The organism is Longimicrobiaceae bacterium, from assembly GCA_035936415.1.
Lineage (GTDB): Bacteria > Gemmatimonadota > Gemmatimonadetes > Longimicrobiales > Longimicrobiaceae > JAFAYN01.
This window is the reverse complement of the sequence record DASYWD010000529.1, coordinates 1-1,746: the sequence shown is the minus strand read 5'-3', so window position 1 is coordinate 1,746 and position 1,746 is coordinate 1. Positions and strand designations below refer to the sequence as shown.

Sequence of the window (1,746 nt, the reverse complement as noted above, 5' to 3'; positions counted from 1 at the left end):
CCAGGGCTCCCTGCCCGGTGAGCATGGCGAGGAGCGCGGCGACCCCGCCGAGGATCAGGAGCGCCCCCGCCCAGCGGCGCAGCGCGTCGCGCCGCAGGAGCGCCCCCAGCACGTCCGCCGCGGCCCCGGTGACGATCAGGGCGACGGGAAAGTGCGCCAGCAGCAGGTGAAGCGGCGTCACGGCGCGCGGTGCTCCGCTCCGGGAGCAGGTCTTCTTCGCATGGATCCTCCCTGAAGGTTCGGGCTGCCGGGCGCTTCCCAGGCCGGGGCGGCGGGGCAGCGCTGCCAGAGCCGTGCCCCGGGGGCGCGGTGGCGCCGCGCAGCGCCCGCGGTCGGAAGTGGCGTTATCCTCGCGGTACTCACCCTGCATCACGGCGGTGTGGCGCGCCCGGTGCATACCTTGTGCACCGGCCGAAGCTCCGCCCAGCCCACCCAGCACCGCGGCGAACGATGTCGCCCGAGGACCTCGAAGGAGCGGAACCTCCCACCCTCCCGCCTCCCACGCGCGGGACGGCCCACGCGCGCGCGCCCGCCGTGCCCGCGTGGGAGGGGGAGACGCCGTTCCGCGCGATGCTGGAGCACGCGCCCATCGGGATGGCGCTGGTGGCGCTGGACGGCCGCTGGGGCGTGGTGAACCCCGCCCTCTGCCGGATCACCGGCTACCCGGAGGAGGAGCTGGTCCGCCTCACCTACCACGACATCACCCACCCCGACGACATCGACGCCGACCTGGAGAACGTCCGCCGGCTCCTCGCCGGGAAGATCTCCTCGTACGAGATGGAGAAGCGGTACCTCCGGCGCGACGGCTCCGCGGTGTGGGCGCTGCTCTCGGTGGCCCTGATCCGCGACCCGGACGGGGCGCCGCACTACTTCGTCACGCAGGTGCAGGACATCTCCGCCCGGAGGGAGGCGGAGGAGGCGCTCCGCTACTCGGAGGCGAAGTTCGCGGGGATCGTCTCCCTCTCCAGTGAGGCGATCGTTTCCGTGGACGAGGAGATGCGGATCACGCTCTTCAACCGGGGCGCGCAGCGGATCTACGGGTACGCGCCCGAGGAGGTGCTGGAGCAGCCGCTGGAGATGCTGGTCCCGGAGCGGCGCCGGCCCACCCACGCCGCTTGGCTCCGGGCATTCGCGGAGAAGGCGGGCGCCGCCGGCGAGCCGCGGCACGCCCGCATCGTGGGGCTGCGCCGCGACGGCACGGAGTTCGTGGGCGAGGCTTCCGTCTCCATGCTGGCCATCGCCGGGACACGCATTTTCACGGCGGTGGTGCGCGACGTCACCGAGCGCGAGCGGCGGCAGGAGCGGGAGCGCCTCCTCGCGGAGGCGGGGCGGGCGTTCGCCGCGTCGCTGGAGTACGAGGAGGCGCTCCGCAGCGTGGTGGGGGTGGCCGTCCCCCACCTGGCGGACTGGTGCGTGCTGGACCTGCTGGAGGACGGCGGCCCCCGCGCGGTCGAGACCGCCGCCGCCGACCCGCGCCGGCGCGAGGTGCTCCGCGAGCTGCTGGCGGACTTCCCGGAAGCGGTGGCGCCGGGCGCCCGAGCCGCGGTGGTGGAGTCCTGCACCGCCCTGCTCTTCCCGGAGGTGGCGCCGGAGCGCTTCCTGGCCGGCGCGCGCGATGAGCTGATGCCGGAGCTGGAGCCGCGCTCGGCGATGGTGGTCCCGCTGGTGGCGCGCGGCCGGGTCTTCGGCTGCCTGACGCTGGCAGCGTCGGAGTCCGGGCGGCGCTACGGCGCCGCGGACCTGGCG

General features: G+C 75.0%; 2 protein-coding genes. One reads left to right on the top strand and one right to left on the bottom strand.

Annotated elements, in window-relative coordinates:
* Nucleotides 1–181: DUF2231 domain-containing protein (locus VGR37_21430; protein ID HEV2149974.1), on the bottom strand; the 181-nt coding region annotated here is incomplete at its 3' end.
* A gap of 269 nt (nt 182–450) precedes the next feature.
* Between VGR37_21430 and VGR37_21425 the strand changes: the two genes are divergently transcribed.
* Nucleotides 451–1,746 (top strand): PAS domain S-box protein (locus VGR37_21425; GenBank protein HEV2149973.1); only part of this gene is annotated, 1,296 nt, incomplete at its 3' end.